General features: G+C 64.9%; 15 protein-coding genes. 10 read left to right on the top strand and 5 right to left on the bottom strand.

What is annotated here, in order from left to right; all coding sequences use genetic code 11:
- Window positions 1-43 precede the first annotated feature (43 nt).
- Complete coding sequence (locus LDZ24_RS18070) at window positions 44-298, bottom strand: GlsB/YeaQ/YmgE family stress response membrane protein (protein WP_248322588.1); 255 nt, start codon at window positions 296-298, stop codon at window positions 44-46.
- A gap of 215 nt (window positions 299-513) precedes the next feature.
- Between LDZ24_RS18070 and LDZ24_RS18065 the strand changes: the two genes are divergently transcribed.
- Complete coding sequence (locus LDZ24_RS18065; RefSeq protein ID WP_175941174.1) at window positions 514-1,002, top strand: hypothetical protein; 489 nt, start codon at window positions 514-516, stop codon at window positions 1,000-1,002.
- A gap of 81 nt (window positions 1,003-1,083) precedes the next feature.
- Here the strand turns inward: LDZ24_RS18065 and LDZ24_RS18060 are convergent, their stop codons facing one another.
- Window positions 1,084-2,916 carry an OmpA family protein gene (locus LDZ24_RS18060; protein ID WP_248322587.1) on the bottom strand — a complete coding sequence of 611 codons (1,833 nt, stop codon included), beginning with the start codon at window positions 2,914-2,916 and terminating at the stop codon, window positions 1,084-1,086.
- A 162-nt stretch (window positions 2,917-3,078) separates the two neighbouring features.
- Window positions 3,079-3,315, bottom strand: a complete 237-nt coding sequence (locus LDZ24_RS18055) for a hypothetical protein (RefSeq protein ID WP_248322586.1) — start codon at window positions 3,313-3,315, stop codon at window positions 3,079-3,081.
- Window positions 3,316-3,475: 160 nt separating this feature from the next.
- On the opposite strand from LDZ24_RS18055, the gene LDZ24_RS18050 reads away from it, so the two are divergent.
- On the top strand, window positions 3,476-3,772 hold the full coding sequence (locus LDZ24_RS18050; RefSeq protein WP_248322585.1) for a YciI-like protein: 297 nt from the start codon (window positions 3,476-3,478) through the stop codon (window positions 3,770-3,772).
- A gap of 16 nt (window positions 3,773-3,788) precedes the next feature.
- Here LDZ24_RS18050 and LDZ24_RS18045 read toward each other — a convergent pair whose 3' ends face one another.
- Window positions 3,789-4,757, bottom strand: coding sequence for a LysR family transcriptional regulator (locus tag LDZ24_RS18045; RefSeq protein ID WP_248322584.1), 969 nt, complete (start codon window positions 4,755-4,757; stop codon window positions 3,789-3,791).
- A gap of 155 nt (window positions 4,758-4,912) precedes the next feature.
- Complete coding sequence (locus LDZ24_RS18040) at window positions 4,913-6,178, bottom strand: mechanosensitive ion channel family protein (protein ID WP_248322583.1); 1,266 nt, start codon at window positions 6,176-6,178, stop codon at window positions 4,913-4,915.
- 178 nt (window positions 6,179-6,356) lie between these two features.
- Between LDZ24_RS18040 and LDZ24_RS18035 the strand changes: the two genes are divergently transcribed.
- From LDZ24_RS18035 to LDZ24_RS18000, 8 genes are all read left to right on the top strand, one after another.
- Window positions 6,357-7,349 (top strand): MurR/RpiR family transcriptional regulator, encoded by a 993-nt coding sequence (locus LDZ24_RS18035; protein ID WP_248322582.1) that lies wholly within the window; start codon window positions 6,357-6,359, stop codon window positions 7,347-7,349.
- Window positions 7,346-8,323, top strand: coding sequence for an isoaspartyl peptidase/L-asparaginase family protein (locus tag LDZ24_RS18030; RefSeq protein WP_248322581.1), 978 nt, complete (start codon window positions 7,346-7,348; stop codon window positions 8,321-8,323). The genes LDZ24_RS18035 and LDZ24_RS18030 overlap by 4 nt, the downstream gene beginning before the upstream one ends.
- Window positions 8,320-10,221 (top strand): dipeptide ABC transporter ATP-binding protein, encoded by a 1,902-nt coding sequence (locus tag LDZ24_RS18025; RefSeq protein ID WP_248322580.1) that lies wholly within the window; start codon window positions 8,320-8,322, stop codon window positions 10,219-10,221. The genes LDZ24_RS18030 and LDZ24_RS18025 overlap by 4 nt, the downstream gene beginning before the upstream one ends.
- Before the next feature lie 62 nt (window positions 10,222-10,283).
- Entirely contained in the window at window positions 10,284-11,849 is a 1,566-nt protein-coding gene (gene gsiB / locus LDZ24_RS18020; protein ID WP_248322579.1) for a glutathione ABC transporter substrate-binding protein GsiB, read from the top strand.
- A 9-nt stretch (window positions 11,850-11,858) separates the two neighbouring features.
- Window positions 11,859-12,779, top strand: coding sequence for a glutathione ABC transporter permease GsiC (gene gsiC, locus LDZ24_RS18015; protein WP_175941194.1), 921 nt, complete (start codon window positions 11,859-11,861; stop codon window positions 12,777-12,779).
- 7 nt (window positions 12,780-12,786) lie between these two features.
- Complete coding sequence (gene gsiD / locus LDZ24_RS18010) at window positions 12,787-13,677, top strand: glutathione ABC transporter permease GsiD (protein WP_248322578.1); 891 nt, start codon at window positions 12,787-12,789, stop codon at window positions 13,675-13,677.
- Window positions 13,674-14,699 carry a P1 family peptidase gene (locus tag LDZ24_RS18005; protein WP_248322577.1) on the top strand — a complete coding sequence of 342 codons (1,026 nt, stop codon included), beginning with the start codon at window positions 13,674-13,676 and terminating at the stop codon, window positions 14,697-14,699. The genes gsiD and LDZ24_RS18005 overlap by 4 nt, the downstream gene beginning before the upstream one ends.
- On the top strand, window positions 14,696-15,520 hold the full coding sequence (locus LDZ24_RS18000) for a M55 family metallopeptidase (protein ID WP_248322576.1): 825 nt from the start codon (window positions 14,696-14,698) through the stop codon (window positions 15,518-15,520). Before LDZ24_RS18005 ends, LDZ24_RS18000 begins: the two co-directional genes overlap by 4 nt.
- Window positions 15,521-15,570 lie beyond the last annotated feature (50 nt).

Here is a 15,570-nt window from a genome sequence, read left to right as displayed (position 1 = left end):
CCCGACGCTTGCGACGGGGCGCGGCTTTCGACGAATTGCGGGGTTAAGCGCGGCGTCCGCGCACCATTCCATAGATGACGAGCAGAATGATCGCGCCGATGACCGAGGCGATCCACCCGGCAGGCTGTCCCGGCTGATACCAGCCGAGCGCGCGGCCTACGTATCCCGCGATCAGCGATCCGGCAATGCCGAGCACGATGGTCATGATCCAGCCCATGCTGTCGTCGCCCGGCTTGATGGCGCGGGCGATCAGACCGACGATCAGTCCAACGATCAAGGTACCGATGAATGCAAGCATGCGGTTGCTCCTTCACGTGATTGCTGCGTGTTAGCAGATAGGGTCCGGGCGTCGCCCGGTGCTTCAACGTAGCACGGCCGGTCGCGTTTGAGTATGGCCGCGCCGGCCGTGGACGGCATAGGCCGTTCGGCTAATGCGGGTAGCACGCGGGATGCCACGCAATCTAGCAGGTAGAATTCGTTGCATTGCTTCACGCACAGACACCGCACTGCACGATGACCGACTCCGCACTCCCTTCCACCGACGAGCCGCTCCACGAAGACCGCCTCTGGCGCGACGACGGCTGGACCGCCCGCGTAATCAAGAACGAAGATGACGACGGCTGGGCCGTCGAGATGATTCAGGCGGGCGAGGCGGAACCGGCGCTCGTCGGTCCGTGGACGATGGGCCGCGACAAGAAGAACCCGAAGCCGCTGGACGCCGCCGCGTTTCGCACGCTAGTCAAGACGGCCTCCGAGGTGTTGCGCCGCCATGAGCAACAGCGTCACGCGATGCTGCACAAGAACGTCACCATCGACGTGCGCGGCGAGGAGATCACGGTCACGCTCGATATCGTTCCCGATGACGACGACCCGTACGCCGACCTGAAAGCCATCGATGCGTTCGGCGCGCAACTGGCGCACGTGCGCGTCTCGCCGGCGTTCAAGCTGAACAAGGCGAGCGCGGAGCGGTGGGCCGAGAACGACTTCGCCAAGCCGAATTGAGCGGCGCGCGCTTGCCGCGAAAAGCAAAATGCCGTCACGCGAACGTGACGGCATTTTTCTGTGCGCTGGAGCAGGCAACGCTTACTTGACGACGAACTCGATCCGACGGTTCGCGAAGCGTCCGCTGGCGGTCGCGTTGTCGGCCACAGGGTTGGCGTCGCCGTAGCCCGTTGCCGTGAGCGACTGCGGCGGCACGCCGTTCTTCACGAGAAACGCGCGGACAGCTTGCGCACGTTCTTTCGACATTTCCAGCTTCGCGGGCGGCGCGCCTACGCCGTCCGAATAGCCCGCGATGTCGAGGTTGACCATCGAACCTTTCGCCGCGCAATTCTTGAGCAGCTGCGCCGTTTCGCCGAGCGTCGCGGCCGCGCCTTCGGGCACCGTGGCGCTCGAACGGCCGAAGTTGACCACTTGCAGATCGAGCACAGCCGTGAGTTTCGGTCCGGAGCAGGCGTCGTCGGTGGCCAGCAGCGTCTTCATCGCGCTGCGGAACGACTGCGTGGCGTGCGCCACCGCGCTTTCCACGTCGAACGAGCTGACCTGGAACATGCCGCCGAGCGAGTTCTTCAGGCGATCAGTCCAGCCGAGTCTGGCGTCCGCCGCGGCGCCGCTCAACTCAACCTTGGAGCCGACGACCTTCGCCTCCGCGCCCGGCACCGCCATCAACGGCGTCAAGTCCTTGAGCCGGCCGAGCCACGGGGCGGCAGGCGTACCCGGCGCCACCGTCACGTCCGCGCTGTAGCCTTGTCCGAAACGATGCGCTAGTGCCGCAACGAGTTGCTGCTTTTCGGCGTCCGTGCCGACCGTCGCCTGAATGGAGGGCACGCCCGCTTCGCTGACGGAAAACACCATCTGCGCGTCCTTCGCTGCCGCAACCGGCGTGCTGGCTGCTGCTTCGCTCGCCGCGCCCGAATGGGCGGCGGGTTCCGAAGCCGAAGCGGCGATAGCGGTCGATGCCGTGTCCATCGGGGCCGTGGCCTGCGAAGCGGGCTGCGCGACCGTCGCAACGGGCGTCGTTGCCGCGTTCGAGCTCACATCGACGCTCGGATTGTGGGTGAAACCGCGGTAATACACGAGCGCGAGAATCGCAGCGAGCACCGCGAAAAGCAGCCACACCGCCTTGTTGGACCGCTTCGGCGCGGGCTTGCGCACGGGAGCGCGCAGCGGCGCAGACATCGTCGGCGCCGGCGCCGCCGGCGCCGCGGGGGGCGCGGGCGGAGGCGGCGGCGCCACGACCGGCGGCGTGTTTCGCGCGGGCGCAGGCGAGGCGTAGCTCGCCGAGCCCGCTGTCGGCACGGGGGGCTCGTCGGCGATATCCAGCGTCGATCCCACCGCGTCGAGCCGCGCGCCGATGCTGCTCACGAAGCCATCCACGTTGCCCACGCCGATTGCGCTCGCCGCGTTATGCGTGAGCGATGCGCGCATTTCGCCGATCTGGTCGCGCAGCAAGCCCGGCAACTGCGACAGGTTCGCCTGCGAAAGCAGGAAGTGATGCTTGAGGATGCCGAACATGATGGCCGACAACATGCCCGCGAGCGCGGACGTGGCCTGCACGGGCACGCCGGTTTCGGCCGATACCGCGTCGGTCAGCGCGTCGATGCGCTGGCCCGTCGCGCGCGAAGCGAGCAGATGACTGGACGCCTCCAGATGCTTGAGGCCGGCGGTCGTCGTGATGACATTTCGCAACTGCTCCGCCACGAAGGCGTTCGCTTCGGGCGACATGATGACGGAATACACGGCACGCGCGCCGTCGGCGAGCGCCGACCGGTCCATCACCGAGGCGACCAGCCCCGGCGCGGTACGCGCGGCCAGTTGCTGCACGATCTGCGCAGGAATGCCGAACTTCTGCGATAACTGTTCCGCGATCTCGCTGGAGATCGCGGTGTTGACCGCCTGAACCAGATTGATACTCATCGACTGCCTATCCTTTTACTATGACGCCGAGCGCGGGCGCAATGACGTGCGCATTCTATATGTGCAGGTATCCTGAAAAGTTGACGGGATATTTCTTTACACATGTGCCGCGCGCACGCCACTTCATTGAAGAAGGCGCTTGCAACGCTTGACAGCTCGTTTTCAGCGCGAACGCGCGGACGAATCCGAAAAAATGCGCGCGATGCGCGCCTTCACGCCCTCGAACCATGACGGCTTCGCGGCGGGCGTTTCGAGATTGCGCGCAGCGACGGCGAGCAGCGACAAGACGGAATGGGCGTGGATGAATCTGCGATACGATGCGTCGAGCGGCGAGGTCCACGCGCAAGAGCGGCAATCGTGCTTCGCGCAGGTGTTGCAGGGAGGTTGATCGCGATACATGGGAGGGTCCTGATTCGAGTACCCGCGCATGATGTGCCATCTTGTAACGATTGACGATCAGACGGTTCTGATTGAATCTCAAAACTGCCCGCAAACGGGGCAAAAATCCATCGGATAGCCGTTCGGGCTATGACACGACTTCGAGCGAGGAGACAGGCTCATGCACTATTTGCTGGTTTATCACCTGTGCGCGGACTATCTGGAGCGCCGCGCGCAATTTCGCGATGCGCATCTGAAGCTGGCGTGGGAAGCCGTCGAGCGCGGGGAGATCGTGCTGGCGGGCGCGCTGGACGCGCCGGCGGATCGCGCGATGCTGCTGTTTCAGGGTGACTCGCCCGACGCCGCCGAAGCGTTCGCGCGCAACGATCCGTATGTGATGAACAAACTGGTCGAACGCTGGGAAGTGCGCAAATGGAACACGGTGGTGGGCGAGGACGCGGCCACGCCCGTTCGCTAGACCCGAGACGGCGGACTCAGGCGTCCGCCGTTTCCTCGGGCCGACGTCGTGCCGCGCGATACAGGCTCGCGAGCGTGTTGTCCATTTGTTGCGAGCGCTCGAACAACTCCGCGAGCCAGTCGACGAAAACCGAGACGCGCGGCGTCGCCTGCCTGCTTTTCAGGAACGCGACCGACACCTTGAGCGGCGGCGATTTCCATTGCGGCAGCACTTCCCGCAGTTGGCCGGAGCGCAGATACGGCTGCGCCGCGATGGAAAGCGGCTGGATCAGGCCGAGCCCTTCGAGCCCGCACGCGAGGTACGCGTGCTCGTCGGCGACCTGCACGAAGCCGCGCATGCTCACGGTGAACGGCTTGCCGTCCACGTCGAACTCGAAGTCCGCGGGGCGGCCGCTTTTTTCCGGCACGCAGTTCACCGCGACGTGCTGCGCGAGTTCGTCGAGGGTCGCGGGCGTGCCGTGCTTTTCCAGATAGGCCGGGCTCGCGCACGTCACCTGTTCGAGCATGCCGAGCCGCCGCGCGATCAACCCCGAATCGGGCAATTCGCCGAGTTGAATGCTGCAATCGACGCCTTCGCCGACGAGATCCACATTGCGCATGCCGATGCCGATCGACAGTTCGATCTGCGGATAACGCGCGTGAAACTCCGGCAGCGCGGGCACGACGATCGACGTCGCGACCGTATCCGGCATCTCGACGCGCAGCCGCCCGCGCAGCCGTTCTTCGACCGCGCCGAAGCCGGATTCGAGTTCGTCGATATCGGCGAGGATCTGCGCGCAGCGTTCGTAGTAGGCGGCGCCGTCGACGGTCAGGTTCAGGCGCCGCGTCGTGCGTGCGAGCAGCTGCACGCCGACGAGCGCTTCGAGTTGTTGCACGGTCGTCGAGACGCTTGCACGCGGCATGCCGAGCGATTCGGCGGCGCGCGTGAAGCTGTTCGTATCGACGACACGCGTAAAGACACGCATGGCATGGACGCGATCGATCACGGTGAGTTTTCCTTGTTCGCGATGGATGGCGATGCGCGCGCGGCAAGCCGGAGGCGCATCGGCGAATGGTCACATCGTAAGGACCGGCGCGCGATGCGTGAATACACAAAACTGGACGATTCTTGCCTGATTCTTCCAGCAGAAAACTCGAGGCCTCAGAGCGTCGGCATTTCGCCGCGCAGACGTCCGGCGACGCCGGCGAAGTCGGTGCCCGAAGGCGCCTGATAGAGCCGCAGACCCATCTCGGGCAGGATCGCGAGCAGATGATCGAACACGTCGCCCTGAATGCGCTCGTATTGCATCCATGCGGTCGTCGCGGTGAAACAGTAGACCTCGACCGGAATGCCTTGCGATTCCGGCTCCATCATGCGAACCATGATCGCCATGTCCTGCCGTATCTCCGGATGATGCTTCAGGTACGCGAGCCCGTACTCGCGAAATGTGCCGATGTTCGTGAGCCGCCGCCGGTTCGCAGGCTCCGCCGCGAGTTCGCCGAGATTGCGGTTCGCCTGTTCGACTTCCGTCTGCTTTTGCAGCAGATAATCGTGCAGCAGGCGAAAGCGCATCATGCGTTGCGTCTCCTCATCGGTGAGAAAGCGCACGCATTGCGCGTCGATCCGCATGGACCGTTTGATGCGCCGCGCGCCCGATTCGAACATGTGCCGATAGTTGCGATAGCTCTCCGAAAAGAGCTTGTACGTGGGCACCGTCGTGATGGTGTTGTCCCAGTTCTGGACCTTCACCGTATGCAGCGCGATGTCTTTCACCGCGCCGTCGGCCAGTGCTTGCGGCATTTCGATCCAGTCGCCGATGCGCAGCATGTCGTTCGACGTGAGCTGCGTGCTCGCGACCAGCGATAGCAGCGTGTCCTTGAACACGAGCAGCAGCACGGCGGAGAGCGCGCCGAGCCCGGAGAGCATCCAGAGCGGCGAACGATCGATGAGAATGGACAGCACCAGCACGAAGCAGATCAACGCGAGCGCGAGCTTGCCGATCTGAATGTAGCCCTTGATCGAGCGCGTCTGCGCTTCCTTGCTCGCGGCGTAGACGTCCTGCCACGCGGAGAGCGCGCTGCCCGTCGCGAGGAACACGCACACCCAAGCCGCGCCGTGCGCGACGCGCTCGACGGCCGTCGCCCAGTGTCCGATATGCGGGACTTCGCCGATGCCGAGCGCGACGACCGCGAACGGCGCGGCATACCAGAGCCGGTGATACGCGCGATGCCGGATGAACGCCTGATCCCACGCCGAGTGACCGGCCAGCACGAGCAGCCGGTGCGCGATCCGGAGCAGCACACGCGCGATGACCCATTGCGCGAACTCGGCGATGACGAAGAGGGCGGCGAGTCCGAGGAGCAGTTGCGCCCAGGGCTGCGTCGGAAGATGCCGTGAAAGCGTGTCTGGAAGCCAGTCGAGATTCATGCGTGGATCATGGCCAAAGAAGTGATGCGTCCCGTATTGTGCATGAACATGCAAGGGCCGTTCGACGGGCGCATGCGGCTTATCGAAAACCCCAGTCCGATGAAAATGAATTTTTTTTGGCGGCGGTTTTAGGTAAACATACTTTCACCACGACTTCCGAGCAGCCTGCCGCCCTCGTATGTCCCGCCGCCCACCGGTCGTTTCGCCCGCGAGTGCCGATGAGCTGATCTCGACGCGCATCGCCGCCGCCATGCCGATGCTCACGCCGATTCATCAGCGCATGGGCGCATTCGTGCTGGCGAACCTGTTCCGCTCGGCGACCATGCGCATCGACGAACTGGCGGACGCCGTCGGCGCCTCGATCGCGACGGCGAACCGCTTCGCGCGGGCGCTCGGTTTCTCGGGCTATCCCGCGTTCCGCGAGGCGCTCGTGCGCGGCTTCGAGGCGACCATCGCGCCGGTCGAACGTCTGCGCTCATCGCTCGAATCGCCAGCGAGCGGCGCCGAAGTCTTCGAATCGTCGCTCGCGCAGGCAGCAGCCAACGTGCGTCTCGCGCAAACTTCGGTCGATGCCGCGAAGGCCGAAGCGCTCGTCGAAGCCGTCCTGAGCGCGCAACGCGTGTTCGTGCTCGGCTACGGCGCGAGCGCGTTTCTCGCAGGTCTCATGGAACACGGCCTCACGCCGTACTGCGCGGACGTGCAGTCGCTCGCGCTTCACGGCGGGCCGTCGCATGCGGCGCGGCGGCTCTTCACCGCATCGCGCGACGACGTGCTCGTGGCCATTTCATTTCCGCGCTATGTCGACGACACCATCGCGCTCGCGCGGCAAGCGCGGCAGCGGGGCGTGCGCGTCGTGGCGCTCACGGACAGCGGCGCGTCGCCACTCGCGTGCATCGCCGATCTCGTACTGACGATCCGCGCCGAGCGCCGCCTGGCCGCCAATTGCGATACGGCGGTGCTCGCCGTCATCGAAGCACTGTGCGACGCAGTCGCGCATCGCGCGAAACGATCGGTGGAAGCGGCATCGGGCCTCACCGAATTCGTGCTGCCGTGGCTCGTCGCGCCGCCGATGTTGAACGGGGTTGCGACCGTGCCGCCTGCTACGTCCGCGCGCGCGCCGCGTCGCGCATCCGCCAAACGACCCACTCACACGGAGCCGCGCGAAACATGAGCGCCATTCCAGTCATCGCCATTCACGGCGGCGCGGGCACGATCCTGCGCTCGGCCATGAGCACCGACGCCGAAGCGCGCTACCACGCGGCGCTCGGCGACATTCTGCGCGCGGGCCAGCGCGTGCTCGCGGACGGCGGCAGCGCGCTCGATGCCGTGACCGAAGCCGTGCGCCTGCTCGAAGACTGTCCGCTCTTCAACGCGGGCCACGGCGCGGTGTTCACCGCAGCGGGCACGCACGAACTGGACGCGTCGATCATGGACGGCGCGACGCTCGACGCCGGCGCGATCAGTTGCGTGACGCGCGTGAAAAACCCCGTGCTCGCCGCGCGCCGCGTGCTCGACGTGAGCGAACACGTGATGTTCACGGGCGCGGGCGCCGAGGCGTTCGCGCAGGCGCAAGGGCTGCAGTTCGTCGATCCATCGTACTTTCATACCGATGCGCGCTATCAGCAATGGCTTAGCGCGCGCGGCACGCACGGCACGCTGCTGGACCACGATGCCGCCACACGAGCCGCACAGCAAAGCGGCGAGGACGACCCCATCGATCCGAAGAAGAAGTTCGGCACGGTCGGCGCAGTGGCGCTCGATGCACGCGGCCATCTCGCGGCGGCCACGTCCACGGGCGGCATGACCAACAAGCAGGCGGGCCGCGTCGGCGATGCGCCGTTGATCGGCGCGGGCTGCTACGCGAACGACGCGACGTGCGCGGTATCGACCACCGGCACCGGCGAGATGTTCATCCGCATGCTCGCGGCTTACGACGTCTCCGCGCAGATGGAATATCGCGGGCTGACGCTCGAGGCCGCAGCGGAGGACGTCGTGATGACAAAGCTGCCGCGTATCGACGGACGCGGCGGTCTCATCGCCGTCGATGCGCGCGGCAACGTCACGCTGCCGTTCAACACGGAAGGCATGTATCGCGGGTTCGCGCGAGTCGGCGAACAGGCGGTCACGGCCATCTACCGCTCATGAGCGCGACGCCTACCCTACCGGACTCGCGCGTCATCGACGTGCGCGATCTGTCCGTCACATTCCGCTCGCGATCGCGGACCGTGGAAGCGGTGCGCAACATCACGTTCAACGTGGATCGCGGCGAGACGCTCGCGATCGTCGGCGAATCGGGATCGGGCAAATCCGTGACGTCGCTCGCATTGATGCGGCTCGTCGAGCATGGCGGCGGTTCCATTGCATCGGGCAGCATCGCGTTCCGGCGGCGCAACGGACAGGTGCTCGACGTCGCGCGCGCGTCGTCCGCCACGATGCGCGGCGTGCGCGGCGCGGATATCGCGATGATCTTTCAGGAGCCGATGACATCGCTCAATCCGGTGTTCACGGTGGGCGACCAGATTGCCGAGGCCATCGCGCTGCATCAGAGCAAGAGCCGCGCAGAGGCGCGCGCCGAAGCGCTGCGGCTGCTCGATCTCGTGCGCATTCCCGAAGCGCGCCGCGTTTTCGCGCGTTATCCGCATCAGTTGTCGGGCGGCATGCGCCAGCGCGTGATGATCGCCATGGCGCTTTCCTGCAAGCCCGCGCTCTTGATCGCCGACGAACCGACCACCGCGCTCGATGTGACCATTCAGGCGCAGATCCTGCAACTCGTGCGCGGCTTGCAGGACGAGATGAACATGGCGGTGATCTTCATCACGCATGACATGGGCGTGGTGGCGGAAGTGGCGGACCGCGTGCTGGTGATGTATCGCGGCGAGAAAGTGGAAGAGGGCCGATCCGACGAACTGTTTCGGAGCCCGAAGCATGCATACACGAAGGCATTGCTCGCTGCGGTGCCGACGCTCGGCGCAATGCGCGGCACCGACCGTCCCGCCAAGTTCCCGATTCTCGAAGTGGCTCCGGCAGACGTGGCCCCCGACGACGCGAGCGCGCTGCGGCCATCGGCGGCAGTGGAGCACGAAGTGCAGCCCGCCGTCGATGAAAGCAGTCAGCCGATTCTGCGCGTGCGCGATCTCGTCACGCGCTTTCCTGTCAGAAGCGGCATCTTCGGGCGCATGACGGCGGCGGTGCATGCCGTCGAACGCGTGAGCTTCGATCTGCGCCGCGGCGAAACGCTCGCGCTTGTCGGCGAATCGGGCTGCGGAAAATCGACGACCGGGCGCTCCCTGTTGCGCTTAGTGGAGAGCCAGAGCGGTTCTATCGAATTCGACGGACGCGACATCAGCGCGCTGCAAGGCCCCGAGCTGCAAGCGTTGCGGCGTAACATCCAGTTCATTTTTCAGGACCCGTTCGCATCGCTGAACCCGCGTCTCACGGTCGGCTTTTCGGTGATGGAGCCGCTGCTCGTGCATGGCGTCGCGAGCGGCAAGGAAGCGCAGGCGCGCGTCGACTGGCTGCTCGACAGAGTGGGCTTGCCGCCCGAAGCGGCGCAGCGTTATCCGCACGAGTTTTCAGGCGGCCAGCGCCAGCGCATCGCCATTGCACGCGCGCTTGCGCTGAACCCGAAGGTCGTGATCGCCGATGAATCCGTCTCCGCGCTCGATGTCTCCGTGCGCGCGCAGATCGTGAATCTGATGCTCGATTTGCAGCGCGAACTCGGCGTCGCCTACCTGTTCATTTCGCACGACATGGCCGTGGTGGAGCGCGTGAGCCATCGCGTCGCGGTGATGTATCTCGGGCAGATCGTCGAGATCGGGCCGCGCGCCGCGGTATTCGAAGCGCCGCGTCATCCGTACACGAGGAAGTTGATGAGCGCTGTGCCCGTGGCCGATCCCGCGCGCCGTCACGCGAAACGCATGCTGGCCGCCGACGAAATCCCGAGTCCCATTCGCAAGCTCGGCGACGAGCCTGTGGTCGCGAAGCTCGTCGCGGTCGGGCCCGGCCATTACGTTGCCGAGCATCATGTCGGCGGCGCTTATTGAGCGATGAGTCGATATCGCAGCACATCGTTGTGAACCATAACGTCAAGCCAAGGAGCCTCACGATGCCGTCCTCTCGTCCTTCACCCTTGCGCGCGCTCATATCCGCGAGCGCGTTCGCCGGATTCGCTGCATTCGCCGCGCTCGGTCCTGTGTCTGCGTACGCGCAAAGCACTGCTGTCATGGCGGTCGCCTCGACCTTCACGACGCTCGATCCGTACGATGCGAACGACACGCTCTCGCAGGCGGTCGCGAAGTCGTTCTACCAAGGGCTCTTCGGCTTCGACAAGGACATGAAGATTCAGCCCGTGCTCGCGACGAGCTACGAGGCGAGTCCCGACGCGAAGGTGTACACCATTCATCTGCGCCAGGGCGTGAAGTTCCACGACGGCACCGACTTCAATGCAGAAGCCGTGAAGGCCGTCTTCGACCGCGTGACCGATCCGGCGAACAAGCTCAAGCGTTACAACCTGTTCAACAAGATCGACAAGACCGAAGTGGTCGATCCGTACACGGTGAAGGTCACGCTCAAGATTCCGTTCTCGGCGTTCATCAACGTGCTTGCGCATCCGTCCGCGGTCATGATCTCGCCGACCGCGCTCAAGAAGTATGGCAAGGAGATCGCGTTTCATCCGGTGGGCACGGGACCCTTCGAGTTCGTCGAGTGGAAACAGACCGACGATCTGAAGGTGAAGAAGTTCGCGGGCTACTGGAAGAAGGGCTATCCGAAGATCGACATGATCGACTGGAAGCCGGTCGTCGATAACAATACGCGCGCCGCGCTCATGCAAACGGGCGAAGCGGACTTCGCATTCCAGGTGCCGTTCGAGCAGGCGGCCACGCTGAAGTCGAGCCCGAAGGTGGACTTGATCGCTTCGCCTTCGATCATCCAGCGCTACATCAGCATGAACATGCAGCAAAAGCCCTTCGACAATCCGAAGGTGCGCGAGGCGCTCAATTACGCGATCAACAAGGAAGCGCTGGTCAAGGTCGCGTTCGCGGGCTATGCGGTGCCCGCCGAAGGCGTCGTGCCGCCCGGTGTCGACTACGCGACGAAGACCGGCCCGTGGAAATACGACCCGGCGAAGGCGCGTGAACTGTTGAAGGAAGCGGGCTATCCGAACGGTTTCGAAACCACGCTGTGGTCCGGCTATAACCACACGACCGCGCAGAAGATCATCCAGTTCGTGCAGCAGCAGCTCGCGCAGGTGGGCGTCAAAGCGTCGGTTGAGGCGCTGGAAGCGGGGCAGCGCGTGCAGCGCGTCGACAGCGCGCCCGATCCCGCGACGGCTCCCGTGCGCATGTACTACATCGGCTGGTCTTCGTCGACGGGCGAAGCGGACTGGGCCATCTCGCCGCTGCTTTCCAGTGCATCGTTTCCGCCGAAGCTCGCGAATACCGCGTACTACAAGAACGAAAACGTCGATGCCGACTTGCAGAAGGCGCTCGCCACCACCGACCGCAACGAAAAAGCCGCGCTCTATGCGGATGCGCAAAAGCGCATCTGGGCCGACGCGCCGTGGATTTTTCTCGTGACGGAGAAGGTCGTGTACGCGCGCAGCAAGCGTCTTTCCGGCGCGTATGTGATGCCGGACGGCTCGTTCAATTTCGACGAGATCGTCATCAAGTAAAGACCCGCGATGCTTAACTTCCTTGCCAAACGCCTGCTCGGGCTGCTGCCGACGCTCTTCATCGTCGCGGTGCTGGTGTTCATGTTCGTGCATCTGTTGCCGGGCGATCCCGCACGGCTCGCAGCCGGGGCCGAAGCGGACGAAGCGACGGTTGCGCTCGTTCGCGCGGACCTCGGCCTCGACAAGCCGCTGCCGCAGCAACTCGCGAGCTTCTTCGGCAAGGTCGCGCATTTCGACTTCGGCAAATCGACGCGAAGCAAGCGCCCCGTGAGCACCGAAATCGCGGAGCGTTTCATGCCGACGCTGTGGCTCACGCTCGCCAGCATGGCGTGGGCCGTGGTGTTCGGCATGAGCATCGGCATCGTGTCGGCGGTATGGCGCAACCGGTGGCCCGACCGGCTCGGCATGACGCTCGCCGTGTCGGGCATCTCCTTTCCTGCGTTCGCGCTCGGCATGCTGCTGATGGAGATTTTCTCGGTGAAGCTCGGCTGGCTGCCTATCGTCGGCGACGGCACCTGGCAAAGCTACGTGCTGCCATCGCTCACGCTCGGCGCGGCGGTGGCCGCCGTGATGGCGCGCTTCACGCGCGCTTCCTTCGTCGAAGTGCTCGGCGAAGACTTCGTGCGCACGGCGCGCGCGAAGGGCGTGCACGAGCCGATCGTCATCGTGAAGCACTGCCTGCGTAACGCGATGATTCCCGTCGTCACCATGATGGGTCTGCAGTTCGGCTTCCTGCTCGGCGGTTCCATCGTGGTCGAGAAGGTGTTCAACTGGCCGGGGCTCGGGCGCCTGCTCGTCGATGCCGTCGAGATGCGCGACTATCCGGTGATTCAGGCGGAAGTGCTGTTGTTCTCGCTGGAATTCATCGTCATCAATCTGGTGGTGGACGTGCTGTACGCGGTCATCAACCCGACTATCCGCTTCAAGTGAGGACGGCATGAGCGTAACCGTGCAAGCCGCACACGACACGCAGCAGAACGTCCGCACGCCGTGGACCGAGTTCTGGCGCAAGTTCAGGCAGCAGCATGTCGCGATGGTCGCGGCGGTGTTCGTTCTGCTGCTGATCGTGATCGCGATCATCGCGCCGTATATCGCGCCTTATGACCCGGAGAACTACTTCGATTACGATGCGCTCAACGCGGGTCCCTCGGCTGCGCACTGGTTCGGCGTCGATTCGCTGGGGCGCGACATTCTCAGCCGCATACTCGTCGGCAGCCGCATTTCGCTGACGGCCGGTTTGCTGTCGGTCGTGATCGGCGCGGTGATCGGCACGTTCTTCGGCCTGCTCGCGGGCTACTACGAAGGATGGTGGGACCGCATCGTGATGCGCATCTCCGACGTGCTATTCGCTTTTCCCGGCATTTTGCTCGCGATCGGCGTGGTCGCGATTCTCGGCAACGGCATGGTGAACGTGGTCTGCGCGGTCGCCATCTTCAGCGTCCCGGCGTTCGCGCGACTCGTGCGCGGCAATACGCTCGCGCTCAAGCATCTGACGTATATCGAGGCGGCGCGCAGCATCGGCGCGTCGGACTGGACGATTATCGTGCGACATATTCTGCCGGGCACGATTTCGTCGGTGGTCGTGTATTTCACGATGCGCATCGGCACGTCGATCATCACGGCGGCGAGCCTCTCGTTTCTCGGACTCGGCGCGCAGCCGCCGACGCCGGAGTGGGGCGCGATGCTCAACGAAGCGCGCGCCGACATGGCGATGGCGCCGCACGTCGCCATCTTTCCGAGCCTCGCGATCTTCCTCACGGTGCTCGCGTTCAATCTGCTCGGCGACGGTTTGCGCGACGCGCTCGATCCGAAGCTGGACCGGCCGTGAGAAAAGCACCGCATATCGGCACATTGCAAGCCGGCGCACGCGCGACGATAGCGGATGTCGCGGGCGTCACGGTGGGGCACTGCACGCTTGATGCCGGCGACGTGCAGACCGGCGTGACCGTCGTGCTTCCGCACGGCGGCGACCTGTATCGCGAGAAAGTGCCTGCCGCCGCGTGCGTGACCAATGGCTTCGGCAAGAGCGTCGGCCTCGTGCAAGTGGATGAACTCGGCGTGCTCGAAACGCCGATTGCATTGACGAATACGTTCGGCGTCGGTGCCGTTGCAGCGGCGCAGATTCGTTCGGCGTGCGAATCAAATCGGGACATAGGGCGTGAGTGGCCGAGCGTCAATCCGCTCGTCTTCGAGTGCAACGACGGTTATCTGAACGACTTGCAGGCGTTCGCCGTCGACGAGGCGCATTACCGCCAAGCGCTCGCGGGATGCGCGAAGGATTTCGCGCGCGGTGCGGTCGGCGCGGGGCGCGGCATGTCGTGCTTCGAACTAAAAGGCGGCATCGGGTCGGCGTCGCGGATCGTCGATATCGGCGGGAACGCTTATGTTGTCGGCGCGCTCGTGCTCGCCAATTTCGGGCGCTTGCCCCAGCTTACGATAGCGGGCGAGCCGGTCGGCCTCGGGCTGCACGCGGCCGCGCAGAGTCAGATAAAGCCGGAGCAAGGCAGCATCATCATGCTGCTCGCGACCGATGCGCCTTTGGACTCGCGACAATTGCGACGCATGGCAATGCGCGCGGCCGCCGGCCTGGCGCGGACGGGCTCGGTCTACGGCCACGGAAGCGGCGACATTGCGCTCGCGTTCTCGACGGCGTACACCGTGCCGCACGACGCCGCATACATCACGCTGCCGCCTTTGCTTTCCGACGCGCGGCTCGATCCGCTGTTTCAGGCGGCTGCCGACAGCATCGAACAAGCGATTCTCGATGCGCTCTTCAGCGCGGAGACCGTGACCGGCCGCAACGGGCATCTGCGGCTATCTCTCACGGACGCATTGCAACCGACGCCATGAAAGTGCTGATCTCAACGGACATCGAAGGTATCGCGGGTGTGTTTCATCCTGAGCAAACGCGGCCCGGCAACGCGGAGTACGAGCAGGCGCGACGCTGGATGACGCATGAGGCGAACGCGGCGGCCGAAGGCGCATTCGAAGGCGGCGCGTCCGAAGTCTGGGTGAACGATTCGCATGGCGGCTTTCGCAATTTCTTGCCCGATGCGTTCGATGCGCGCGTGCGGCTCGTGCTCGGCAAGCCACGCACGCTAGGCATGATGGCGGGCCTCGAAGCATCGCCTGATCTGGTGTTCATGGTCGGCTATCACGCGCGCGCGCAAAGCCGCGGCATTCTCGCGCATACCATCAACAGCACGGCGTTCGCGCGCGTGACGATCGACGGCGAGGAGGCCGGCGAGGCGGCGCTCTACGGCCGGCTCGCGGAAGAACGCGGCGCGCGCGTGGCGCTGCTCACGGGCGATGACGTCTTCGGCGCCGAGACATTGCCCTTGTTCGAAGGCGCGCGCTTCGTCTGCGTGAAATCGGCGCACGGCTATTCGAGCGGCGTCACGCAGACGCCGGCTGCGGCATGCGAAGCGATTCGGCGCGCGGCGAAAGAGGTCGTCGAAGGCGCTGCACACGGGCGCTTCGGCACGCGCCACGGCTCTTCGACACGACACTGCGAACTGCGCGTCCAGACGAGCGCGCTCGCCGATCTTTTCTGCCAGTGGCCGTCGCTCGAACGCATCGACTCGGTCACGCTCGCCTTCGATGCGCCCAGCGCCGAGCATGTCGTTCGCACGCTCAATTGCCTTTCGGCAATGTCGTTCATGTTGCGGTGAGGGCCGGAAGTATCGTTAGAATGGAGCCCTTGAGCAGGCACGCTCCATCC

Origin of the sequence: Caballeronia sp. Sq4a (assembly GCF_023170545.1) — a bacterium.
Classification (GTDB): Bacteria; Pseudomonadota; Gammaproteobacteria; order Burkholderiales; family Burkholderiaceae; genus Caballeronia.
Note: the sequence above shows the minus strand (reverse complement) of the source record. Positions and strands in the feature narration are given on the sequence as shown.